20 protein-coding genes and 1 tRNA gene are annotated in these 24,523 nt (G+C 43.9%); 11 read left to right on the forward strand and 10 right to left on the reverse strand.

The window, feature by feature from the left end; translation table 11 throughout:
* Positions 1–23 precede the first annotated feature (23 nt).
* Together AAFF35_RS16300 and AAFF35_RS16305 are read left to right on the forward strand one after the other, a co-directional pair.
* Positions 24–689, forward strand: a complete 666-nt coding sequence (locus AAFF35_RS16300) for a DUF2625 domain-containing protein (RefSeq protein ID WP_342327585.1) — start codon at positions 24–26, stop codon at positions 687–689.
* A 7-nt stretch (positions 690–696) separates the two neighbouring features.
* On the forward strand, positions 697–1,311 hold the full coding sequence (locus tag AAFF35_RS16305; RefSeq protein ID WP_342327586.1) for a hypothetical protein: 615 nt from the start codon (positions 697–699) through the stop codon (positions 1,309–1,311).
* Here the strand turns inward: AAFF35_RS16305 and AAFF35_RS16310 are convergent.
* A complete protein-coding gene (locus AAFF35_RS16310) occupies positions 1,308–3,332 on the reverse strand; it encodes a hypothetical protein (protein WP_342327587.1) in 2,025 nt (674 codons plus the stop codon). The two genes, AAFF35_RS16305 and AAFF35_RS16310, sit on opposite strands and share 4 nt — an antisense overlap.
* A gap of 107 nt (positions 3,333–3,439) precedes the next feature.
* On the opposite strand from AAFF35_RS16310, the gene AAFF35_RS16315 reads away from it, so the two are divergent.
* Positions 3,440–4,009 (forward strand): DUF922 domain-containing protein, encoded by a 570-nt coding sequence (locus AAFF35_RS16315; RefSeq protein WP_342327588.1) that lies wholly within the window; start codon positions 3,440–3,442, stop codon positions 4,007–4,009.
* Between the two features lie 74 nt (positions 4,010–4,083).
* Here the strand turns inward: AAFF35_RS16315 and AAFF35_RS16320 are convergent, their stop codons facing one another.
* Both AAFF35_RS16320 and AAFF35_RS16325 read right to left on the reverse strand, forming a co-directional pair.
* The gene (locus AAFF35_RS16320; protein ID WP_342327589.1) at positions 4,084–4,827 is read right to left on the reverse strand and encodes a LytTR family DNA-binding domain-containing protein; all 744 of its coding nucleotides are present in this window, start codon (positions 4,825–4,827) and stop codon (positions 4,084–4,086) included.
* Entirely contained in the window at positions 4,824–6,320 is a 1,497-nt protein-coding gene (locus AAFF35_RS16325) for a histidine kinase (protein ID WP_342327590.1), read from the reverse strand. Before AAFF35_RS16325 ends, AAFF35_RS16320 begins: the two co-directional genes overlap by 4 nt.
* Before the next feature lie 207 nt (positions 6,321–6,527).
* On the opposite strand from AAFF35_RS16325, the gene AAFF35_RS16330 reads away from it, so the two are divergent.
* The 4 genes from AAFF35_RS16330 (at position 6,528) to AAFF35_RS16345 (ending at position 13,165) form a co-directional block, all read left to right on the forward strand.
* On the forward strand, positions 6,528–7,430 hold the full coding sequence (locus tag AAFF35_RS16330) for an ABC transporter ATP-binding protein (protein WP_342327591.1): 903 nt from the start codon (positions 6,528–6,530) through the stop codon (positions 7,428–7,430).
* On the forward strand, positions 7,424–10,957 hold the full coding sequence (locus tag AAFF35_RS16335; protein WP_342327592.1) for a M1 family aminopeptidase: 3,534 nt from the start codon (positions 7,424–7,426) through the stop codon (positions 10,955–10,957). Before AAFF35_RS16330 ends, AAFF35_RS16335 begins: the two co-directional genes overlap by 7 nt.
* A 145-nt stretch (positions 10,958–11,102) precedes the next feature.
* A complete protein-coding gene (locus tag AAFF35_RS16340; RefSeq protein WP_342327593.1) occupies positions 11,103–12,062 on the forward strand; it encodes a hypothetical protein in 960 nt (319 codons plus the stop codon).
* Positions 12,063–12,133: 71 nt separating this feature from the next.
* The gene (locus tag AAFF35_RS16345) at positions 12,134–13,165 is read left to right on the forward strand and encodes an adenylate/guanylate cyclase domain-containing protein (protein WP_342327594.1); all 1,032 of its coding nucleotides are present in this window, start codon (positions 12,134–12,136) and stop codon (positions 13,163–13,165) included.
* A gap of 51 nt (positions 13,166–13,216) precedes the next feature.
* Here the strand turns inward: AAFF35_RS16345 and AAFF35_RS16350 are convergent, their stop codons facing one another.
* The 7 genes from AAFF35_RS16350 to AAFF35_RS16380 form a co-directional block, all read right to left on the reverse strand.
* On the reverse strand, positions 13,217–13,654 hold the full coding sequence (locus tag AAFF35_RS16350) for a tail fiber domain-containing protein (protein ID WP_342327595.1): 438 nt from the start codon (positions 13,652–13,654) through the stop codon (positions 13,217–13,219).
* Positions 13,655–13,709: 55 nt separating this feature from the next.
* Complete coding sequence (locus AAFF35_RS16355; protein WP_342327596.1) at positions 13,710–14,012, reverse strand: hypothetical protein; 303 nt, start codon at positions 14,010–14,012, stop codon at positions 13,710–13,712.
* A gap of 78 nt (positions 14,013–14,090) precedes the next feature.
* Complete coding sequence (locus AAFF35_RS16360; protein WP_342327597.1) at positions 14,091–14,870, reverse strand: hypothetical protein; 780 nt, start codon at positions 14,868–14,870, stop codon at positions 14,091–14,093.
* Positions 14,871–14,876: 6 nt separating this feature from the next.
* Positions 14,877–15,605, reverse strand: a complete 729-nt coding sequence (locus AAFF35_RS16365; protein WP_342327598.1) for an MIP/aquaporin family protein — start codon at positions 15,603–15,605, stop codon at positions 14,877–14,879.
* 136 nt (positions 15,606–15,741) lie between these two features.
* Positions 15,742–17,244 (reverse strand): glycerol kinase GlpK, encoded by a 1,503-nt coding sequence (gene glpK / locus AAFF35_RS16370; protein WP_342327599.1) that lies wholly within the window; start codon positions 17,242–17,244, stop codon positions 15,742–15,744.
* 51 nt (positions 17,245–17,295) lie between these two features.
* Positions 17,296–18,858, reverse strand: coding sequence for a glycerol-3-phosphate dehydrogenase/oxidase (locus AAFF35_RS16375; RefSeq protein ID WP_342327600.1), 1,563 nt, complete (start codon positions 18,856–18,858; stop codon positions 17,296–17,298).
* 191 nt (positions 18,859–19,049) lie between these two features.
* Complete coding sequence (locus tag AAFF35_RS16380; RefSeq protein WP_342327601.1) at positions 19,050–19,253, reverse strand: hypothetical protein; 204 nt, start codon at positions 19,251–19,253, stop codon at positions 19,050–19,052.
* Positions 19,254–19,314: 61 nt separating this feature from the next.
* Here AAFF35_RS16380 and AAFF35_RS16385 point away from each other — a divergent pair, with 61 nt between their 5' ends.
* From AAFF35_RS16385 to AAFF35_RS16400, 4 genes are all read left to right on the forward strand, one after another.
* The gene (locus tag AAFF35_RS16385; RefSeq protein WP_342327602.1) at positions 19,315–20,556 is read left to right on the forward strand and encodes a hypothetical protein; all 1,242 of its coding nucleotides are present in this window, start codon (positions 19,315–19,317) and stop codon (positions 20,554–20,556) included.
* A gap of 213 nt (positions 20,557–20,769) precedes the next feature.
* Positions 20,770–20,845: transfer RNA gene (locus AAFF35_RS16390), tRNA-Lys, on the forward strand.
* A 242-nt stretch (positions 20,846–21,087) separates the two neighbouring features.
* A complete protein-coding gene (locus AAFF35_RS16395; protein ID WP_342327604.1) occupies positions 21,088–21,915 on the forward strand; it encodes a site-specific integrase in 828 nt (275 codons plus the stop codon).
* Between the two features lie 729 nt (positions 21,916–22,644).
* Positions 22,645–24,465, forward strand: coding sequence for a reverse transcriptase domain-containing protein (locus AAFF35_RS16400; protein WP_342327605.1), 1,821 nt, complete (start codon positions 22,645–22,647; stop codon positions 24,463–24,465).
* The last annotated feature ends 58 nt before the right edge of the window (positions 24,466–24,523 follow it).

Genomic DNA, 24,523 nt, shown 5'->3' on the forward strand with positions numbered 1-24,523 from the left:
GCATATTAAATCGAAAAACTCAGATGCGTAAAGTAGAAGAACTGATTAATGAAACAGATCCCGGATGGCCGGTAGTTCAGGAATGGATCGCCACAGCAGCAAATAAAGTGGAGATTTTAGCCCTTGATCCGGAAAAAGCAAAGGATGCGTTGTATAAAACTCAGGTGAGCACACGTTCGCCAATGGGCGCAATTATATATATGACCGGCGGCATCCTGATCGAAGATGGCTGGATCAGGATCCTTGGCTCAGGAAGTCCGAAACTAAACCGTTCTTTACCGGATTGGAATAAAGGAAAAGCATTTGACAATTTTGGAGATGCCCCGGAATTTTTAATTGTCGCAGATGATATCCTTGGTGGTTCATTTGTCTTAAATGGTGGTGGCCTTGGTGAAGACGTAGGAAAGATCTATTACTTTGCACCGGATACACTTTCTTATGAAGCGCTGGACCTATCCTACTCTGAATTCCTGGCTTTCTGCTTCGGTAATGACCTGGACTCCTTCTATCGTGGTTTCAGGTGGAAAGACTGGAGAACAGAAGTTTCAAACGCTTCGGGAGATCAGGCTTTCAGCTTTGTTCCTTTTCTTTGGACAACAGAAGGCAAGGATATCGAAACAAATTCCCGGAAACTAATCTCTGTAGAAGAGCTGTACCAGCTAAACCTTTCCTTCAGGGAACAACTCTAAAATCGCGATGTTAAAAGAAACCTTTGTAAAGCTGGCATCTGCCTACACAGACGACAACCTGCTGATCAATGAGTTATGGGAAGAAATTGAGGCCGCTCATTCGGCGCCTAAACGACATTACCATACCTTAAAGCATCTTAAAAACCTGCTGTATCAGCTGGAAGCGGTTAAGGATCAGATTCAGAATTGGGAGGCTGTCTTGTTTACGCTTTATTATCACGACATCGTTTACAACCCTTTAAAAGACAACAATGAAGAGAAAAGCGCGGAACTTGCAGCAGCCAGGCTCAGCGCGCTTGCGGTGCCAGCCGGGCTTTTTCAGCTTTGTAAACAACAGATCTTGGCAACCAAAAGACATCTTCCTGACGCCGATCCCGACACCAACTATTTTACCGATGCCGACCTGTCTGTTTTAGGGCAGGACTGGCATGTCTATTCCGCTTACGCCGAAGGCGTAAGAAAAGAGTATTCTATTTATCCGGACCTGATTTACAAACCAGGCAGGAAAAAAGTCCTGCAACATTTCTTACAGATGGACCGAATTTACAAAACAGATCACTTCTACAAGATGCTGGAAACCTCTGCAAAGAGAAACCTGCAGCAGGAACTGGATGGGCTTTAACGCTCCGCTTCGGCTTTGAACAGATCCGGGTATTTATTGTCCATTACCTCTGCCTGTTCCGGAGAAAGCAACACATAATTCCTGCCATGTAAATCCTGACGAAAAAAGCTGCTCTCCTCTGGCAGAAAGTAAATGGCATAAGGAATCTGAGCTTCCAGTAAAGCTTTGTTGATGGTATTGATCAACAGGTTATTCTCCCAGGCCTGATCTTCAGTCTCCACCTTAAACTCATATTTCTTTTGATGACAGCGGAAAGAAAAGGTCAATGAATCCTGTTCCGTTTTCTCATTCGCTGAAGCCTGTGTATGAGCATAATCTGTAAGCAGCTCCTTCTCTGTCTGCTGAAGCGCTTTAATTTTAGTATTTACATCGAATAAAAAACCTTCCACAGTCTGGCCGGCACCGGAGGTAAACGCATTGGGAAGTTCTAATAGTATATTGGAAATAGTTACCGGATTTTTCTCTCTGAACGCAGCAATCAACTGCATTTTCTGAGCCGGATTTTTAATCAGCTTCGTGTTTAAAAAGAGATCTACAGCTTCCGTAATCTGGCTCCGGTTTAATCGCTGGGTCAGGTCGTAGCGCTCCCAGGCGGTATAACTATAATCTCCGGGAGTACCATTATAACAGGCATTGACTTTACTTGCCAGGTACATATTTCTGGCAAAAGCTTCCTCTTTCTCGTTGAGCAGGGTCATCAGTATGGTTTCTTGTTCCTGCGATTCATAACCTGTAAACAAACCATGCTGGGTAAAGTACAGACGGCGCGGATCGTGTTGGTCTTCCAGATAATGGTTCAGAAATTGAAAGTTCTGAGGCAAAATCCAGCTTTCTAATTCCCGTTCCTTTATCATTTCCTTATACAGGATGTCGTTGATCTTCACATAAATATAGAACTGTCGGTTGTCCGGATACTCCATTTGCGCTGCTTCGTCTTTTAACACATGAACTTCAAGATCTGAATATTTGAAATTCAAGAGCAATGATGCCTTTTTCAGGACGAGCTCATAAAGCTGTTTTATGTTATCAATGGGGATCTGGCCATAATATGTTCTGGTCAGGTAATCAAATGGTTTGATCTCGGTTTCATAATCAAGGCTCAGGTAATTTTTCGTTTGTAGCGCCAGGTCATTCATGTTCAAAAGAACGTCTGTTTTATAATTTCCAGCTAGTTTTGTCGCCGCAGTTTTGTCTATAAAACCACTGGCGGTAAGACTATCCAGTAAAGAAAGCTGCTGTTGTTTGTAATAAGGAAATTTATCATGGTACGTGATCAGGGCGCTGATGTCGTCCATCATTTGGCGGTGACTTACCCAGGAGATGATCTTCCTTCCGTTATTGAACCTATCCTCCATTCTCGTATCCGCCGAATCAAGCAAACCTGCTTTCTTAAAAATAGTCAGCCATCCTAAATAAGGTTTGACCTGTCTAACCCGCTCATCCTCCAGCGCTTTTGTATCGTTATCGAAAGAAACGCGAAACTCAATCGTGCTGTCCCTGTAAAGTGGCTCCATAGCCGGGCCAAAGTAGGTTCCAAAACGATCAGCTAATATTTTTGTGGAATCAGTACCAGAAACTCCGTCCCGGTAAAAGCCGGCCGCCGTATACAGGAAATTGAAAACATCCGTACGGGTTGGAAAATTACCGGCAAGGAAACGCTCTTCCCTGATGGCATATTCCTTTTCAAAATCGGGTTTTAAATTTAAGAGGGAATCAAAATAGCTGATGGGAAAAATTCCCCGGCCGGGAAGGATATCTGTAAAAGATTTCATAAAATAGACCGGACAACGGGCCTCGTCCAAAAAGGCTTTATCGAAGCCTTTGTATACTTCTAAAGGTTTTTTCTCTGCAAAACGGAGCAATTCGGCCTTTCCTTTTGGCGTCAATACCTGCTGATCGGATAGTGATTGTGCAATGCGATTCAGTTCATCTCCAGATAGCCGTTGTGCAAATCCAGTATGGTATAGTAATATCAATAAAAAGAATATCGTCGCAATGCGGGCAGGCGTTTTAGAACTCATCAATTAATTTTTTTATAGGCATGGATCAGGATCCGTCAGCAAATTAGCCAAATATTTCCAGGAATGAACGAAGCTTCTATTCCTAATTTTTTATTTCTTTGTAAAACATGAGCGTTTCCCTTAAACAAATTTACATTATTGGATGTAGTAGCATCATTCTGGCAATTTTAAATCCCCGGCAAGTCTTTAGTCAGCAAAACAACCTGGACAGAATCACATTGAGATGGGATTCATTCCTTAAGCGGAGTAATAGTAAACGTAGTTACATTGCTTATACGGCACACCAGACGATGCATAAATATAGGGCCACACAACGTGGAAACCAGCTCTCTCTTAAATTTGAAGTAGGGGTTACATTGGATACGTTGCAAACCTTCCTGGATCCAAACAAATTAAAAAGTCTGGATGCTTCGGGTAAAAAAGCATTGTTAAATCATGAACAGGGACATTCAGATCTGGCCATTATCTATGGCAGAATGCTTTATAGCCGTTTATCTAAAGGAAAGTACAGCATCGCTAATTATAAGAATGAGGTGAAAAACATCTACGATTCCCTGATGAAGGAATTGGCCGGACTCCATAAAAAATATGATATGGAAACAGAGCACGGGCAATATGAAGAGGAGCAGCAGAAATGGGATTTGTATTTTAAGAAGGGATTAGGCCGAAAATTTTAGCCTTGCAAAGCCTGTTGTTTCTCAGGAAGTTATTTCTGTCTTACCGCAATTGCTTTACCCTTGTAATAGTTGCTTTATCCCTGGATTAGTTGTTTCAGCAGGTGTTTATAGTTTTTCCCTAAAGGCAGTTGCGTCGCGTTTTTAAGGTATATGGTGTTTCCTTCAATATAATGCACAAACTTCTTGTTTAAGATGTAGGATTTATGAATCCTTACAAAGTTTTCAGCCGGCAGCTGACTTTCAAAGCTACTCAAGGTTCTCGGCGTAAGTAGAAACCGTTGTTCTTCCCAGACCTTTACATAGTTCCCCAGGCTTTCCAGATAACAGATTTCATCCAATCGAAGCAACACAAATTTCTTATCAGATTTGATATAGATCTGCCCGGGTTCAGTAGCCACATTTGGAACTGGGCTTGCTGTTGCGGTTCCAACGTTAGTTTTTGTTCCAGCGTTACTTTTTAAAGTATGCTCTGCGAGTGCCCGGTTTACGGCTTTTAAAAAGCGGTCAAAGTGAAAGGGTTTTAACAGATAGTCACAAACATCCAGATCGAAACTCTCCAAAGCATGTTCTTCATAGGCAGAAGTAATGATGATCAGGGGACGCTGTTGCAATGTTCTTAAAAAATCCAGGCCATTCAGCTTAGGCATCCGGATATCCAGAAAAATGAGGTCTACCGTATTCTTGCTTAAAAACTCCAACGCTTCTGTCGCCCGGTAACACTGTCCGATGTTCGCTAAAAAAGAGACATCTGATAGGTATTTCAAGATCACATCGTGTGCCAGAGGTTCATCATCAACGATTAAACAGCGCATGCTCATAACAGGTTCAGGTATAATTCCGCCTTAAAAATAGGTTTATTTATTTCTGTTTTCAGCAGGTGTTCGCCAGGATACAACAAAGCCAGCCTTCTTTCCAGATTTATCAAACCAATGCCCGGAGTTTTTCCGACTGCCGGTTGCTCAAATGAATTTTCACAGCTGAAATAAAGTACTCCGGCTTTACATTTCAGGAAAAGCTTCAATACCGCGCCCTCTTCTGCTGGCTCGATGCCATGCTTAAAAGCGTTTTCTACAAAAATGATCAACAGTAAGGGTGCAATGGGCTGCGCTTCATTGTCGATATCGATCACAAATTCCAGGCTCAGGTTCCTCCTCAGCCTTAGCCGTTGCAACTGTATATAATCCTGGATATATTTTACTTCTTCCGCAATTCCCACCAGATCTTCTTTACCTCTGTAAATCACGTAACGCATCAATTCAGAGAGCTGGAGAATGCTCTCCGGCGCTTCTTTTGCCTGTTGCAGACTTAATGCGTACAGGTTATTCAGCGTATTGAAGAAGAAATGCGGGTTCAGCTGTTGTCTCAGCAAATCCAGCTCTGTCTGTGTTTTTTCCTTTTCCAGTGCAACGATCCGGCTGTTTTGCCTTGCCCATTGCAGGGCCAGTACGATGGGCAGACTGACCACCATAATTCCTGCCGCTGAAAACGCATTTTCCATTTTAAAAGGATTGCTGGAAATGGTTTCTCCCATGAGGCTGTTGATCGGCAGGCTGATTAGAAATTGCCCGAGGACAGGATATAAAAGGGCTACTGTGGCCAATAGGCTCAACGCATACATCACCCTTCCCTGTTCTTTTAGAATTCTGGAAACCAGAAAATGACTGTTGATATAAAACAACAGGTAACCACAGAGGTACATCAATAGAAACTGAAAGCTATAGCTCAGGAAAGTCCAGAAGTTATGGAAGATCAAGCGGAAGTTCAGTTCGAGGTAAATCAGGAGGTAACCCTTTTCCAGGTACTCCGGCTTTTCCAGTGAAGAAACACCCATTGCACCCAGCATCACCGAAACCAACACCAGACTGAGGAGGATGGCGCCGTCCAGATCCAGTCTTTTTAGCCAGTTCACATGCTTTACCTGCAGTTGATAGTAACGGTTAACCTCCAGTATCACTTCCAATACCAGTGCAGAAATACCAGATACAAAGATGACGCCTTCAAAAAAGCCCCAGGGTTTTAGCCAGATCGTGAGGAGCGTACTGACCGGCAGACAAACACCAAAACAAATCAGCCAATAACCGATATAGCGTTTCCTGCTGAAGCGGGCCTTTAACCCGGCTTTATGCCAGGAGAAAAGCAGTGCAGGAAGCTGAGCCATACCAAAAACAAGAATTCCTTTAAAATAGTTGCTCCAGCTGGAATCGGCCTCTTCCAGGTTGTAAAGAATGGCAATCCAAAGGACCAGACCTACAAAAAAAAGAAATTCCTGATGCCGGAAGATCCGGTTTGATTTAGCTGATAATTTACTCATAAACACTTAAAGAGGTATAAAGGAAGGCTGAATATGTGGCAACTACAAATCTTAATGACAAACGTCCTGATTTTAATGATGAAGGTAAAAGAATGCGGATATCAGTCAATAATGGCCGTTCATCACGACACTTCCCTCCTTCCTCACTTATAATTGCTCGGCCTTCCCAGCCCTGCTAATTTACATCCAATTCATACCAACACGATTATGTACAGATTACAAATCATCGGGCTCAATAAGAGCTATAGCAAAGGGATCAAAGCTTTAGACCACGTTTCCCTAAATATTTCAAACGGCTTATTCGGGCTTCTGGGACCTAACGGCGCAGGCAAATCCTCCTTAATGCGAACCCTGGCCACCCTGCAACGTCCTGACAGCGGGCAGGTATTATTTTCCGGAACAGATATTCACCTTCATCCCCAGGAACTGCGCAGTCAGCTGGGCTACCTGCCACAGGATTTTGGTGTCTATCCCCGAATTTCCGCCATGGATTTACTGGACCACCTCGCACTGTTAAAAGGTTTACTCAACAAAAGAGAGCGAACACAACAGGTGATGGCCTTATTACAGCAAACCAATCTATATGAGGTTCGTAAACAATTCGTCAGCACCTTCTCCGGAGGGATGAAACAACGCTTTGGCATTGCACAGGCCCTGTTGGGAAATCCACAGCTGATCATCGTAGATGAACCTACCGCAGGACTGGATCCACAGGAACGCAACCGCTTTCATGACCTCCTGAGCGAAATCGGGGAACAGGTGGTGGTCCTGCTTTCCACCCATATCGTGGAGGATGTAAAAGACCTTTGCCCTGAAATGGCGGTGATGGCCCAGGGGAAGGTGATCCTTCAGGGCAAACCGGCAGAATTGACAGAAACCCTAAAGGGACAGGTATGGCGCAAAACGGTCTCCAAAGAGGTATCTAAAATCTATCAATCATCGTTAAACGTGATCTCCACCCGAAGCTTAATGGGCAAAACACAATTGCATGTATTGGCAGAAAGTTGCCCGGACACAGGATTTGAACCTTTCTATCCAGGGATGGAAGAGGTTTATTTTTCTGCCTTGTTTGGCGCGCAGGGAGCCGGAAAGGAAGGTACATCATGTTAAGGCCCATGCTTTGGTTTGAGTTGAAGTACCACTTTAGCCAGATTACGTTTAAGATTGCGGTCCTCCTGTTTTTTATATTGGGACTCCTATCCACGACCTTGAGTTTCGGCAGTGAAGAAGTACATAAAAATGCACCTTATGTGGTCAGTACGATGGTGGGCTTACTGGCTTTGTTCTCCATTTTTGTAAGCACATTGTTCTGCGCAAATGTGGTGCTGAGAGATACCACGTATAAAATGGAATCCCTCTTGTTTACTACAGGCATCAAACGCCTGCCTTATTTCACGATCAGAATTCTGGGACTTATCATTTCCGTATTTATGATCCTGGCCATTGCAGTACTGGGGCTATTTACGGCTTCCCTGTTCCAGAATCCGGCTCAGCTTGGCCCCTTTAATCCGGTATATTTCCTGCAACCACTTTTTGTACTTGCATTACCAACAGTAGTATTGATCAGCAGTCTCCTTTTTGCAGTGGCCATCCTGAGCAGAAATGTGAAACTGGTTTATGTATCCGGAGTGCTGCTGTATGTGTTATACTTACTGGGCTCCATTCTCGGAAACTCACCCTTAATTGCCAATTCCGCACTAAAGCTGACAGAGCCGGATCTGTTGACGGTCTTAGCGGACCCTTTCGGACTGGCGCCGTTTTTTCAGGAAACACGTTCCTGGACCACCGCCCAGCGCAATGGACAGCTCTTTGGACTTCAGGGCGATTTTCTGCTGAACCGCCTGGCCTGGACCGGAGTTGCGTTGTTACTTTTGGCGATCAGCTATCGCTATTTCAAATTTCGCGCTTCCTCAGCGGTGAAAAGCAAAGGTACAAAGACAATAACCGGAGCGGTGGAAAAGGTCTGGTACAGAAGGCATCGGGTCCAGCCCTCGGGCAACAGCTATTATCAGGCGGCATTCCGGCAACAACTCCAACTGGAAATCAGCGCAGTATTCAAACACCTTCCTTTTTTTCTGATGTTACTGATCTGGGCCTTCCTGATGACGATAGAGCTAAAGGACCATCTTTTCAGCGGGTTCTACGACATCCATTCCTATCCTGTCGCTGAAATCATCGTAGAACAGCTGATGGCGGTTCGTCCGGCAATGTTACTGATCGTCTTTTATGCTGCTGAACTCATCTGCCGGGAACGCAGTGTCAATATACAATCCCTGGTTTACAGCAGTCCTGCGCCAAACCTGATTTTCTGGGCTTCCAAGGCAGTTACGCTTGGGCTGATGGTCCTGGCCATCATCAGCCTCAATATTGGCATTGGGGTAGCCACACCCCTTTTCAATGGACAGTTGAACATTGACCTGCCGGCTTACCTTTCTTTGTACTATTACTCGGGTGTGCCTTTATTCTTATTTGCATTGCTGGCGGTATTCATCCAGACCTTAATCCCCAACAAATACCTGGGCATGATGGTCAACCTCTGTGTTGCCGGATTGATTTCATTTAGCCGAAGTATAGGAATTGAACATTACCTGTTGCGTTATGCAAGTGTGCCCCGTCTGGAATATTCCAAACTAAACGGCTTTGGGCATTATGCGATGGCTTTCAACTGGTATATGGTCTACTGGACCGCTTTTGCCTTGATGCTGTCTCTCCTGGCCATTTCCATGTGGCAGAATGGCCGGCAACATAGTTTTAAGGAACGCATAAAGTCCATCGGAAAACACTGGACAAAAACAGGCCGGTTGGTTTTCGCCCTAAGCCTGGCCGTATGGCTCGGCTCGGGAGTTTACATTTACCAGCAGACGAACATCATTGGAAAATACAAAAGCAGTCAGGCACAGCAGGACTGGCAATTGCGTTATGAAAAAAAGTATAAAGCGCTGGATAGCCTTCCCCAGCCGGTCATCACCGCTGTAAAAACCCAGATCGCCCTTTATCCGGAGGATCAAAAATATACGGTCAGCGGCAGTTACCTGATGAAGAATGAATCTGAAAAGCCGATTTCAAAGATCTGGCTAAGCATAGATCAGGAGGTGCATAAGGCAAGCTTCAACATCGAAACCGAGGCCAAACAGGTCCATGATGATGAATTTGACCAATACTGGATTTCTTTGAAACAGCCCTTATTACCCGGGACAAGCTTAAAGATGTCCTTTTCTATGGAAGTTATCCGTACCGGATTTATGCCTTTTAACAATGAAAACTCCCTGCTCAAAAACGGAAGTTATATTGAATTGGAGAAATACCTGCCCTCAGTTGGTTATAACAGCGGAATTGAAAATGATGATGCCATTGCCAGGAAAAAAGCAGGGTTACCGGAAATGCAGTCCATGGCGAATATTCCAGATCAACAGTACCATTTAATCGATTATGAGAGTACGATTTCTACGCTTCCGGATCAGTATGTAGTCAGCGTAGGCACTTTACAGCACAGTTGGACGGCGAACAAACGCAGGTATTTCCATTATAAAACCGAAAAACCGGTTAACTTTATGCTGGCTTTCAGCTCGGCAAAGTACAGCCAAACAAAAGCACTGTACAAAGGCATGGAGCTAAAGGTATTTTATCAGGAAGGACATGAATATAATGTTCCAGCCATCCTGCAGGGCATGAAAGATGCGCTGGACTATGGAAACCAGCATTTCAGCCCCTACCCTTTAAAACAGCTTGTTTTTGCAGAAATCCCGCAATATCGTGGTGCTGCAACAGCCTATCCGGGGGTCTTGTTCGGCTCCGAAAAAATCATATTTCTAAGCGATTACCGTGATACTTCCAAGGTGAATTATACCTATGCAACCACAGCACATGAGACGGCACATCAATGGTGGGCACATCAGCTTTCTCCTGCCAACGCTCCGGGCGCGGCTTTCCTTACGGAGTCATTGGCAAAATATACAGAAGCCAAAGTCGTAGAGCATCGTTTTGGAAAAGCTTATTTAAGTCCATACTTAAAAGCGGATAATCTATTGTATTTCAACATGCGCAATATGTCTGATCAGGAGCTACCTCTGGCCATAACTTCAGACCAGGCCTTTGTCCGTTACCAGAAAGGAGGACTCAGCCTGTATGCAATTTCTGAAGCCATTGGAGAGGAACAGCTCAGTGCAGCTTTACGCAGGCTGCTTGATAAACATAGCGCTCCGGGAAGAAAAGCCCTGGCTGAGGACCTGATACAGGAGTTGCAACTCGGCGCTTCAGCGCCCCAGAAGCAGGTCATCGACGAAGCCCTGAGGAAAGTCATCACTTATTCGTTAAAAATCAAAGCCTTAAATTGTAAACCGTTAAAAGATGGCCGATACCGCGTTACCCTACAGGTCAACATTGATAAAAACGAGTTACAGGCATCCGGGCAAAAAGCGTTATCGGTCAATGAAGATTTTGGCATCGCCTTTTTTGAGCATCAGCCAGGAAGCTGGGACCAACGTCCAAACCCTTTCTATCTTCAGAAACACCATTTCAATAAAAAAGAAACGATCATGACCATTGTTCTTAATAAAAAGCCCAAATCAACAGGGATCGACCCTTATGGTTATGTGCTGGATCAAGACCAAAGCGATAATATGCAGGAAGTCAAATAAGTAGCCGATCTAAGTACCGGGATCGGGGCAAATGCTCCGGTTCCGATAGCTAATACCGCTCAAATTTGCTACCTTTCGGCCTTCCCTGCTTTAAAAAAAACAGCAACAAAAACTCCGGCAGGGAAGCATTAAAATTCAGCAATAAATGAGAATAACATCATCCCTACTATTAACCCTTACTTTTTTCGTACTCACAGGCCAGGCACAGAAATCCAGCATTGCCATTACCCGTCATTTTAGTGGAAAAATCGACAAGTATCCTATAGAAATGACCATTACCAGCTATGCTGGCAAAGATTCCATCAGCGGAAGTTATTACTATACCAAAAGCGGGAGTAACAACGCGATCCATTTAAAAGGAACCTTAAACAACAATACCCTTACCCTCACTGAAGTTAACTACACGGTAAAAAACGAAAAGCTAATCACGACCATATCGGGCTATCTCACCCTGGAAATGGGTAAAAACTGGGAATTATCCGGGGTATGGGCAAATGCGAAAGCAGATAAAAAACTTGCGGCTTCCTTAGTTTGCCGGGAAAACAAACAAGCTTATAACCCAATCAAACACAGGTACAAATTCTCACAATATACCATCGATAAATCTACGGTCAACTACCCGGATTGGAAAATTGACAAGATCAAAGGACTGGATATCTTTAATGAAAAAGGAAGTTTGATTCAATCCTTAAAAGGCTTTGATGAATACATCTATGACAGAACCGCGGAACTGGAACTCGAAGACCTAAATTTCGACGGCTTACTGGACCTAAAGATACAAACCTACCTGCCCGAGCAAACAAAAGGAGATATCGCTTATCTGTATTACCTCTACCACCCGATTCAAAAGAAATACATCCGCAGTCCGGAACTCGAAGAACTGGAAGTTTTAAGTTTTGATGCTAAAAACAAGCTGATCCTGAAAAACTATGCAGATGGAAGCGGCAATGAATCCACACACAGCTACAAATGGCTGGATGGCAAGTTCTACCTCATAAAAAAAGTAAGTGATTTCGAAAACGACAATGCCACCCATTACGAAGAATACAAAATCATCAATAAGAAATCCATATTGGTCAAGTCCTACAAGTCCAGGGGACAATAATTTAGTTGTTCTTTGCTTCCCTTTGTGTAAATTTAAATTAACCAAAAACAAAGGCAGCACATTTCATGGCCATGAACAGAAGAATGCAGTTCAAGATAAAACAACTTTGCATCATCATCGTTTCCTGGATGATCATCGGTTTTATCATTGCCCTATATGATCACCTCGTACTGATGACCCATAGTGCACAGGGGCCCGCCCCTGGCTATTCTTTTCCAATAGCGCTTGCTATAAATATGGGCGCCGGACTCTTCGGAGCCATAGTTGGCGGCAGTGTCCTGGTCTTTTACATCAATGTCAAATACCAGGATAAATCCTATGCCTATACCGTTATTGCTGTAACCCTTTCCTTCATTCTTATCATTATCATCATCAACGTCATCCTCACCTTGATGGGTAAGCCTGACCTGCTCAGAATGGCTAAAAACGGATTGGTATGGTCCGTCATAGTGGCCATCACTCAATTCCTCATACAGATCAACAGCAAGTTTGGCCATGGCATTTTCTGGGACATCATCCGCGGAAAATACAATATCCCAAAAGAAGAGCGCAGAATCTTCATGTTTCTGGACATCAATTCCTCCACTAGTATCGCCGAAAAACTCGGCGACCAGAAATACCATGAGTTGTTAAAAGACTTCTTCAGCGACATTACCAATCCCATCATCGACAATAAGGGCGAAATCTATCAATATGTTGGAGATGAAGTAGTCGTGGCCTGGAAATATGAAGATGGCATTGAAAACGGCAAATGCATCAATTGCTTTTTCGACATCAAAACACAGATCAACAGCCTCCGGGAGAAATACCTAAATCTTTATGGGGTGCTTCCCGCCTTTAAAGCAGGGATTCATTGCGGAAAGGTCATTGCCGGAGAAATCGGGATCATTAAAAGAGACATCACCTATTCCGGCGATGTGCTCAATACCACTTCCAGAATCCAAAGCCTTTGTAAAGAGTTTAACCAGGAAATCATTGCCTCTGCAGACCTGATCACGGAACTTGGCATCACCAGCAATTACACCCTGCAGACTTTGGGCTCGATTAAGCTGAGGGGTAAGGAAAAAGAAATGATGCTCGTCGCCCTGGCTCCTCTCCAATAAAAAAGCCATCCGAAGATGGCCTTTTCACTGTATCAAAACTAAAAAAAACTATTATTTGGATTTCTCTTTCAAGAGGGTCACTTCTTTCTTTAACAGCTCAATCTCGGCCTGCTGTTCTTTAATTGCAGCCACCAATACCGGAATCAGCTGTGCGGTTTCCACCTCATTGTAGCGCATGATCTTCGAATCGTTCTTTCCTGCAGGATAGCTCTTCGCACTTTCATAAACCATTGCCGGGAACTCCGATTGTACATTACTCGCTAAAAAGCCGTACTGCTGTCCCGCCGGAAGTTTCAGGAAATTGTATTTTTTGGTATCGTATTTAAAGGTCACCGGTTCCAGTTTTTTCAACTGCTCGGTAGAATGACCGATCTTGTCGACATTTACTTTTAACGCGCTCTCGTCAATTTTTTGTGCCTGAACAGTTACTGCAGAAGCACACCATAAAAGTCCTAATACAGAACCTTTAAATGCTAAAGGATATTTCATATAGATATAAATTAAAGTAGAAATTCTTGAATATTGGGATGTATTTTCGGGTGATTTACCCTTTAAGATCCGGAGGCGGATTGCTCAGTGTAATGTAGACCTTTGCCATATCAGGAAAGGAAAAAGGAGGAAATACGGGATCAATAAGAACCATTGAAACAGCCAGCATAGCAGGATCTGGAAAATCCTCATCCAGGACTTCTGCCCTTTCTCCTGCTTTCTGATCTTGCTCAGGAATTTCTTCCTCCTGCTGATCAGCAACCTGTTCCGTCTGACTAAAAACAGCTGCATACAGCGGAGCACTCTTTACCAACAGGAAAGAGAACAGGAGCAGGAGACAGCTTAGTTTTTTAATCACGTTGCAAATTTGCAAAATAAAGAGGGGAAAATGGTCATACTTTCTCCATTTTCCCCCTGAATTATTTAACCCGTCGCTTTAAAAGATATTCGCAACCAGTTGAAGTGTACCTGTTTTATGCTCCGGACTAAACATCGCCGTTGCAGCCACCGGAAGGTGGTATTTAAACAAAATCAGGTCTTTATTATAAGTAAGGCCGCTATTCACGATGTTCGGATGATCGCCATAAAAGTTCTTCTCCCGGCCAAAAGCAAAACCACCACCCACAAAGACATGCAGGCTGCTGTTTTCCTCATCCTGCCAAAGCACCTGATCCAGCTGCACATAGTTCGAATACGCATTGGCCCGCTTTCCGTTCGCCTTCACATAGGTATCTCTTCCTGCCACAATCGTATTCCAGCTTAAGGTTAGCGGCAGTTTGAAATCAAATTTGTAAGCAATCCCTGCGTCAATAAAATGCGAGGTCGATCCATTGTTATAATTGAAGAGGTTCGCATTCGGGAAATCACTAAAATTGTTAATGTCCCAGACACTCAGCGTAAATCCTTTCTTCGTATAGCTTACATAATAGTCGAACTCCTTATAATTTCCGTTCAGACTTGCACCGCCCCAGAATCCTGCCTGAAAGCTCCCATCTTTGGATTTGTAATGCAGGTCTACATCTGAGATCGGCGCATCCGACACTTTAAAACCTCTCCAGATGTACAAGCTCCGAAGCTGTAAATTCGCATCAAAAGGTTTGTATTTTTTAATCGTTTTTTCGCTCTGATTCAGGGCGGTACTATCTTGTGCCTGAAGTGTCAGACCAGATAGCAACAGCAAAGCAACAGCTACCCCACAATTCTTTAACCTATTCATATTTCTTTATTTTAACATCAAATGAAGGAATGCGGCCAGTGCAGCTCCTGTAAGTGGTCCAACTACCGGAATCCAGGCATAAGCCCAATCGTTTCCCGCTTTGTTTTTGATCGGAAGCAATAGGTGCATGATCCTTGGCCCAAGGTCTCTTGCCGGATTAATCGCATATCCTGTCGTCCCTCCCAGAGAAAGGCCAATCACCCAAACCAGCAGTGCCACAGGCAAAGCCCCTACAGACCCCAGTCCTACCACTTGTTTGGTGTTCGCGATTTCCGCTCCCGTGATGTGAAAAATAGTGAAGACCAATACAAAGGTTCCTACCAGTTCACAAATGAAATTGATGCCGTAATTTCTGATCGCCGGCCCGGTGCAAAAGACCGCCATCTTCGCGCCTGCATCTTCTGTACGGTCAAAATGGTCCTTATGGGTAAGCCATACCAGAAAAGCACCCATCATTGCGCCTAAAAACTGAGCAACAATGTATCCGGGAACCTCTGCCCAGGGAAAAGCACCGCTGATGGCCAATGCTACCGTTACTGCAGGGTTCAGGTGCGCTCCGCTATACGGTCCCGCCACCACTACCCCAACAAATACCGCCAGCGCCCAGGCGGTCGTGATCACGATCCAGCCACTGTTATTTCCTTTTGTGTCTTTTAAGACCACATTGGCTACTACGCCGTCGCCCAATAGAATGAGCAGCATAGTACCAATCATTTCTGCAATAAATGGTGTCATAGTGTTTATTTTTGGTTGTTATGGATTGAAAATTTTAGGCAATAGTCTTCCCCCGCAGGGAGAAACAGTTCAAAATGAACGGCTCTCCCTGCGTAAAAGCAAGGCGTTTTTATTAAAATTTAAGGGGTTTCTTCTCTTATTCTTCCGACCAGTTCATGGTCCTTTCTACCGCTTTTTTCCAGTAATGAAGCAGTTCTTTCGCTTTTTCTTTGTCCATCTCCGGCACAAATTTCTTTTCCACCGCCCATTGTTTCTTGATCTCGTCTACACTTTTCCAGTACCCTACTGCCAGTCCGGCCAGGTAAGCTGCACCAAGTGCCGTCGTTTCCAATACTTTAGGACGGATTACATCGCTGCCAAAAATATCCGCCTGGAATTGCATCAATGCATTGTTTTCTACTGCACCACCATCTACACGAAGTTCTGTGGATTTCTTTCCGGAGTCTGATTCCATGCTTTTCAGTAGGTCGCGCACCTGGAAAGCGATGCCTTCCAATGCCGCACGGGTAATGTGGGCGGAAGTTGTACCTCTCGTAATTCCGAAGATCGCGCCACGGGCATACTGATCCCAATAAGGTGCACCTAAACCAGTTAAGGCCGGTACAAAATATACCCCACCATTGTCCTCTACTGAAGCGGCCAGCTTTTCACTTTCTGCCGAAGTCCGGATAATGCCAAGACCATCACGCAACCACTGAATTGCCGCACCACCTACGAAAACACTACCTTCCAGCGCATAAGTGACTTTACCACCAATTTTCCAGGCCACTGTAGTGAGCAGGTTATTTTTAGAAAGCACAGGTTTATGTCCGGTATTCATCAGCATGAAACATCCTGTACCATACGTATTTTTAGTCATCCCTTCCTCCACACACATCTGTCCGAATAGTGCCGCCTGCTGATCACCGGCAATACCTGCAATCGGGATTTTAGTGGCAAAAAGTGTCGTAACCGTATCTCCGTAGATTTCTGAACTCTGTTTCACTTCAGGAAGCATGCTTTCCGGAATCGTTAACAGTTCCAGCAATTCCTTATCCCATTCCATCGTGTGGATGTTAAACATCAGGGTGCGGCTTGCATTAGACACATCGGTGATGTGCATCGCGCCACGGGTAAATTTCCATACCAGCCAGCTGTCTACGGTACCGAAACAAAGTTCTCCGTTTTCTGCTCTTTCCCTTGCCCCTTTCACATTGTCCAGGATCCATTTTACCTTAGTTCCGGAGAAATAGGCATCAATGACCAATCCTGTTTTTTCCTTTACCTTATCCGACCATCCTTTTTCCTTCAGCTCGTCGCAGTATTTAGCCGTTCTTCTGTCCTGCCATACAATTGCATTGTAAACCGGAATTCCCGTCTCTTTATCCCATACAATCGTCGTTTCGCGTTGATTCGTGATGCCGATTGCGGCAATGTTGTGTCCGTTCAAATCTGATTTCGCGATCACCTCTGCCGCTACGGACGACTGTGAGTACCAGATCTCATTCGCATCATGTTCCACCCATCCCGGTTTAGGAAAAATCTGTTCAAATGGCTTTTGCGCTACCGCAACAACCTCCCCATCATGGTTAAAAATGATGGCACGGGAGCTCGTGGTGCCCTGGTCTAGCGAGAGTATGAATTTTTGGTCTGGATTCATATGATATAAGGTTTAATTAGGTATAAAATTTAATTTGGTTAATCTCAAAAACTAAACGAGCGTATACGTTTTGGCCAGTTTGCTAAAGTCCTGTAACTCCTGCGCTACCCAAGCCTGATCCAGTTTCAACTCTTCCGCGATGATTTCGGCAACCGCCGGAGCTGCTGCAACTGCGGCATGTACATCCAGGAACAACAAACGGAAACGACGGCCTAAAACATCTTCTACCCTTCGGGCATATTCATTTCTAACCGCCCATACCACCATGGCTTTGGTATATGGATATTCCGGCACCAATCTTTCCAGCAAGGCCGGATTTTCGTTGATCAGCTTTTGTACTCCTGCGATGTCAGCGCCGTAAAAATGTAAAGGATCGGCACGGTTTGGTTCCGGCACGTAGCCATGGATGTGCAGTTCTTCGGTTACACATTTTTTTGCAGGAAGGAAGTTCTTTTCAATCGCCTTGTCCAGCGTATCCTGTGCCATCCGGCGAAAAGTAGTCCATTTCCCTCCTGTAATGGTGATCATTCCGGAATCCGAAACAATGATCTTATGACTTCTGGAAATTTCTTTAGTCTTCGCTCCTTCTGCTTTCGGTGCCGCCAATGGACGCAAGCCCGCAAACACAGCCAATACATCTGAGCGAAGCGGTTTTTTAACAAAGTATTTACCTGCGGTAGAAAGGATAAATTCAATCTCTGTATCCAGGGCTCTTGGCTCCAGTTCGGCATGATCTACCAAAGTATCTGTGGTACCGACAATCAGTTTATTGTGCCATGGCACAGCAAAAAGGACCCTGCCATCATCCGTCTCCGGAATCATCAGTGCATTTTCACCGATCATAAAGGAACGGTCCAGGGTGATGTGCACCCCCTGACTCGGACGCACCAAATGCGGCGCTTCCGGTTTGTCCATTTTCAGAATATTGTCTACATAGACACCGGTCGCATTGATCACGATCTTTCCAATCGCCTCATAGCTGTTGCCGGTTTCTATATCTTTCACTTTAACCCCGTTCACTTTCTTTTTAGCATCTTTCAGCAAACCTTCTACCTTCATGTAGTTCAGCACGGTTGCTCCGTTTTCAATCGCAGTCTGTGCAATGTTCAGCGCCAGACGGGAATCGTCAAACTGACCATCATGATAAACCACCCCTCCTTTTAAACCTTCCTGTTTGATAGAAGGTAAGGCTTCAATGGTTTTCTTTTTGTTGATGTATTTCGAAGCGCCAAGACTCAGCTTGCCCGCCAATAAATCGTAAAACTTTAATCCTATGGTATACTTCACATTGTTGAACCAGGAATAGTTCGGGATCACAAAGGTTTCGTTTTTTGTCAGGTGAGGTGCGTTTTTCAACAACAATCCCCGCTCATGACAAGCTTCACGGACCAAACCAAGATCGCCCTGCGCCATATAACGCACACCACCATGTACCAGTTTCGTCGCCTTACTGGAAGTTCCCTTGGCATAATCCGCCTGTTCTACCAGCAAAGTTTTGTAACCACGGGTGGCCGCATCCATTGCAATACCTAAACCTGTAGCCCCGCCACCAATGATGATCACATCCCATTGGGTACCGTCAGCTAAATTCTGTATCAATTGAAGTCTATTCATAATAGCATCTTTTAATAAAATGAAACTTTCAAATAGTTTCATTTACTTTCACAAATTTGTCTTATTATACTTTCATTTCCAAATTATTCCTAAGTTTTTTTCTGAATTCAGCAATTATTAGGAAATCAGCAAGCCCGAAAACACTTAAAAAAGCATGTCAATGAATGTTTAAGCAGAATAATTCAAATCATTTAGCAGCAATAACCACACCACGAAACAGCACAGATTCTCCTTCCTTTTACGAAAGCATTTGAAATTAACACAGATCCTATCCCTAATCCGCTTTCCTGATAGCTGATCGTTCCAAATTCATGATCTAAAGAAGTAGTCGTTTCTAAAACGAAACCATCCGAAAGGACAGTCGCCTCGGCCTGATCATAAAACAGCTCTTGCAAAAAATTAGACTCTAGACACCGCTATACAAAGGACGCCTGGCCAATCCCCCCCTGTTTGGCAATGCACAGGCAAGATTGCATTTCAAAGATTTCTCTACTTATAGCCATACGCGCGATCCTCTTTGCTTGCAAGAAGGAAACTAAAGTAGTGACGCCCCCACCAACCGTAAATCCTAAAAGCACCTGGATCATTTATAACGGAGAAGCGACCTGGTCCGGATTAATCAGCCCTTCTCAAGGTCTTCCCACCGGAGAATTTCCAATATCAAGTCTTAAAGGTGGCTATCAGCTAGGTTATGCTGCAGGTGGCCGTGTATTCGGCAAGTTCATCTATAAGCTAAACAGTAACGCTAAAAAGGGCATTCAGCGCCTGGAAGTAAATGCTTCGGGAACTGTGATAGAAAGTAGATTCCTGGAAACACCCTTCAGCAGTGATGCGAAAGAAGGAAATTTCCACATCAGCAGCGCGGATAAAGGTTATTACTGGGACTCTTCCAGAGGAAGAATGAAAATTCAAACCTTTAATCCGACCACGATGGTTCGTACGGGAGAAATCGACCTGAGTGCTTTAACTAAAGGCGCTTCTTACGAAGCAGCAGGACAATTGGTGATTGCAGAGAAAGAAGGGAAACTGTTTGTGGACCTTCAATATGGCACCAGAACGGCGGCATGGCAGATTGTACCGAACGATGAAAATGTATATATCGCGGTGATTGACATTGCCAGTCAGAAATACGAAAGCACCACGCAATACGGTAAAGCATCTAATCTGGGGCTTTTTGGCGATCATCCACTGTGGAATGTTGACGCGGTAACCGGAGATCTGTATGTAGTAGCAGTGAGCAATATGAAGACTCAAACTCCTGAATCAAAGATTCTCCGGATTAAAAAAGGCTCCACTGCTTTTGACGCTACATTTCAGTTGAGCATAAAAGATTACCAATACCCAAGTGATTTCAATGCTTTATTCGCTTATGATGGTAAGATCTATACAAAGATCTCTTCCCTCCCTGCCGGATATTACAGCGGTGGTACACATGGAACGAGATACCGTGATGACATCTGGTACTGGACTTCAATCGATGCTGTATCTAAAAGAGCGACGAGGTTAAACATCCCGGTAGACAACTTCTTCTGCTACCAGCAACCGTTCCATGCGGACGGCAAAATATACTTCATCTCGAACAATGCTGTGGATAGCTTCTCAAGTTTATATGAACTGGATCCAAAAACCGGTGTAACGAAAGAAAACTTCCGCTTAAAAGGCGGCAGCAAATTAATGGGCGTAAACAAGCTTCAATAAACGAGATTTTATTAAAGAGGAAAAGCAGGCTTTTCTGTTGTTTTCCTCTTTAATTTTGAGACTGGGTATTGTTTCTGTTTTTTACGCAAAAACATTTTAGCTGGATTTCAATGCTTTACAATATTTTGCCAATAAATGTTCAAATTTAACATGATTAGGTTGGCAACTTAATTTTAAAATTCTATCTTTGCCGCTCTTCAAAACAACGAAGAAGATTCCGTAGCTCAGCTGGTAGAGCATTACACTTTTAATGTAGTGGTCCTGGGTTCGAATCCCAGCGGGATCACCAGATTCAATATCAAAAACGTACAAAACCCTGCAAACGATATGTTAGCAGGGTTTTTGTTTTTTCAAGGGTAACAAAACTTGCACAGATTCGCATATAAAAAGTGAGCGATTCGGTGAGTAGTTTTAAAGATCAGTCCTACTCACCAAATCCGACATAATCAACTATTGAACAGGTGGTTATAAATTAAACATCTTGTAGACGTTAAGCAGCAAAGCTAATTTTGTTTCACCCTTAATGATTGAATGATGAAAACTAATTTTAGCCTGCTTTTCTATCTGAAAAAGCAAAAGAACTACATCAGCGGCAACGTTCCTATCTACATGAGAATTACCGTTCAGGGCAAACGTGCGGAAATCGCAACCAGTCGGGATTGTGAACCTGGCCGATGGAATGCCAGGGCTGGGCGTGTTATTGGATCTAAAGAAGATGTTAAGATGCTGAATGTATATCTGGATCAATTGCAAAAATCTGTTTATCTTGCACATCAGGCGGTAGTTAATTCTGGTTTGTTTATTACTGCCGAAGCAATTAAAAACAAGTATCTGGGCAAAGCTGATAGCATTCATACCTTAATGGAAGCAATTAAAGATCACAATGAGAAGATGAAATCTTTGGTTGGTAAGGATTATGTTCAGGGCACTTTAAACCGCTATAAAGTATTAGAGAGCCACTTGTCAGCCTTCGTCACTTCAAAATATGGGGTAACTGATATAAACATCAGGAATATTGATCAGGCCTTTCTAAATGACTTTGACCATTATCTAAGATCTGATAAAAATTGTGCGAATAACTATGTCGTTAAAAACATCAAGAATCTGGGAAAAATCCTTCGGCTTTGTTTAGAAAAGGGTTGGATGGAAAAAGATCCATTTATCGTTTACAAGGGAAAAACAAAGAATGTTGACCGCTATTACCTCAATCAGGAAGAACTCTCCCAGATCGCAGCAAAACAGTTTATATCTGAAAGATTAAGGCAGGTACGCGACGTATTTATTTTCTGTTGCTTTACCGGATTGGCCTATGTGGATGTTTTTCAAATTAAAACAGGAACATATTCAAAAAGGCAATGACGGAGAACGATGGATTTTCATTAACAGACAAAAGACAAAGACCCGCTCTGCTATCCCCCTACTGCCTACAGCGATTAACATAATAGATCAGTATGCAGAAAACAAGGTCTGTATCAATAATGGGAATTTGCTTCCTGTACCCAGCAACCAAAAGATGAATGAATACCGTGCGCCCGTAAAGGTTGCGTAATGAATGTCTCTTTAGCAAGAGACTAGACTAGGTTCCAAGTCTACTCCCGACCGACTTATCTGGAGGGGAAACCCAATAGGGAGTGTAGCATGTCGGTTGCAGCATGGCCGCTTTAATTGCCAAAGGCGAGTGCATCGCTGGGGAGAAAGACAGACACAAGGATGAAGCCTATACTGGCTGAACGATAGTTCAGTGGGGCATGTTGGACCTGTGACGAAAGGCAGTTGTATTGTCACACCGTAGCTCTCTCATTTGACAGGTAGCCTTTGAGAGCATAGAACACCGCTACGGCACAACCTCAATAAGCGGAGAAAAGAACGAAAGTCGCATCCGACAGTCTGTCGCGCTAAAAGTCATTACGAAACTAAACGGGGATTTCCTAAGTCGGGATGCCCATGAAAACAGGCTATGTATGAAGATACTGAATACCCGATATGGAAACGGAGCTTCCGTAGTAGTCCGAGCAGGGTAACACCCTGTACATGGCGAAGGGAAGCAGTTGTCAACCTAATACAAACTATGGAAAACGTGTGAGACGTATGAGAGATCCAGAGCAAGTATTAAACGCTTTATGCGAACATAGCAAAGATTCGGGTTACCGTTACGAAAGGCTTTACCGAATTCTGTTTAATGAGGAAATGTTCTTCATTGCCTATCAGCGTAAATATGCCAATCAAGGCAATATGACGCCGGGCGCCGACGGCAGAACCGTCGACAGAATGAGCATTGACCGCATTCAGAAACTTGTAGCAAGTCTGAGAGACGAATCGTATCAGCCTTATCCTGCCCGCCGGGTATATATCCCCAAAAAGAATGGAAAGAAACGCCCGCTGGGCATTCCATCTTTTGAGGATAAACTCGTGCAGGAAGTGGTACATATGATTCTGAAAGCCATCTATGAGGGGCAATTTGAAGACACGTCACATGGCTTCCGTCCCAACAGAAGCTGCCACACGGCATTAAGGGACATTAAGGTTACATTCAAGGGGACACGATGGTTCATTGAGGGCGATATCAAAGGCTTCTTTGACAATATCAACCACAATGTAATGATCGATATCCTCAGAGAACGTATCTCTGATGAACGTTTCCTTCGTTTAATCCGTAAGTTCCTGAATGCTGGCTATATTGAGAACTGGACGTACAACAACACCTACTCGGGAACACCGCAAGGCGGAATCATTAGTCCTATCCTGGCTAACATCTACCTTGACAAGTTCGACAAGTATGTAAAAGAGTATGCAGAAAGTTTCAATAAAGGCAAAGCACGTAGACTAACCAGTGAGTATCAGCGTAACCGGAATCAGAGAAATGCATTAAGATGGAAACTGGAAGCGGAAACGGATGAAAACCGCAAAGCTGAACTGAAATTGAAAATGGCCGAAATGCGTAAGCAAATGCTGGATATTCCAGCAACAAGGGACATGGATGACACGTTCAGAAGATTGAAGTACATAAGGTATGCTGATGACTTTCTCATCGGAGTAATCGGCAGCAAGGGAGAATATGAGAAAATCAAGGCTGATATTACGACTTTTATGAGTGAAAAACTCAAATTGGAAATGTCTGAAGAGAAGACTTTGATTACCAGCGCACAAGAACCCGCAAAATTCCTTGGATACGAAATCAATGCACGCCGGTCTATGGACCACACGCGTACACAATGTGGACTACAGCGCCGTCCCTGGTCAGGAACAATTGTCTTAAATTTATCTTACGAAACCGTACTTAAGCGACTTCAATCCTATAACGCTGTGCTTATCACACAAGTAGACAGGAAACAAACGCTTAAACCCTCGTCTCGCAAGTATATGGTGAATAGACAAGATGCAGATATCATGGCGCAATACAATCTTGAATTGCGGGGATTCTACAACTACTATTCCATCGCAGACAACATCAGCTATTGGGGATGGAAGTTCAATTACTTCATGAAATATAGCATGCTCAAAACGCTCGGCCGTAAGCACAAAAGAACCGTCGGACAAATACTTGAGAAGTATAAAGACGGGACGGATGTGGTCATCCCCTACAGGGATAATAAAGGCAACGGGAAACAAAGAGTGTGGTACAATGGTGGATTCAGATGTAAACGTTTCACAGATATCTACGAGGATAATCACTACGACAAGACACCCAACACCATGTATCTTCCTGCCCCCACACTTGTGGAAAGGCTCAAAGAGAGAAAGTGTGAACTATGCGATGTAGTGGGAGACCTCGTGATGCATCACGTACGTAACATCAATCAGCTTAAAGATGACACCAGATGGAATGCAGTGATGATCAAACGCCACCGTAAAACCCTCGCAGTCTGTCACGATTGTGATGCATTAATCCATAAAAGCTATGACAAGTAAAGTTATGTTGACAATGGAGAGCCGTATACATAGAGACATGTAAGTACGGTTCGGGGCT

It is taken from the genome of Pedobacter sp. FW305-3-2-15-E-R2A2 (assembly GCF_038446955.1).
GTDB lineage: Bacteria > Bacteroidota > Bacteroidia > Sphingobacteriales > Sphingobacteriaceae > Pedobacter.